This is a genomic window from Abiotrophia sp. HMSC24B09 (genome assembly GCF_001815865.1).
Lineage (GTDB): Bacteria > Bacillota > Bacilli > Lactobacillales > Aerococcaceae > Abiotrophia.
In genome coordinates, this window is record NZ_KV822196.1 from 6,881 (window position 1) to 7,200 (window position 320).

Here is a 320-nt window from a genome sequence, read left to right on the forward strand (position 1 = left end):
GGTCCACTCCGGAGAGTGGGCCACTAGCTCGCACGTAATCGAGGCTTTTTACCGGTTTCCCGACCAAATCAATGGAGCCAGTGGTCCACTCTGGAAAGTGGACCACTAGCTCACACGGAATCGGGGCTTTTTACCGGTTTTCCGGCCAAATCAGAGGAGTCAGTGGTCCACTCGAGAAAGTGGACCACTGGCTCGCACGTAATCGGGCTTTTTCCCTATTTTCCGGCCAAATCTAAGGAGCTAGTGGTCCACTCGGGAAAGTGGACCACTAGCTCATGCGAAATCGACGATTTTCCGATTAAGTCCCTATAATTGTGTAA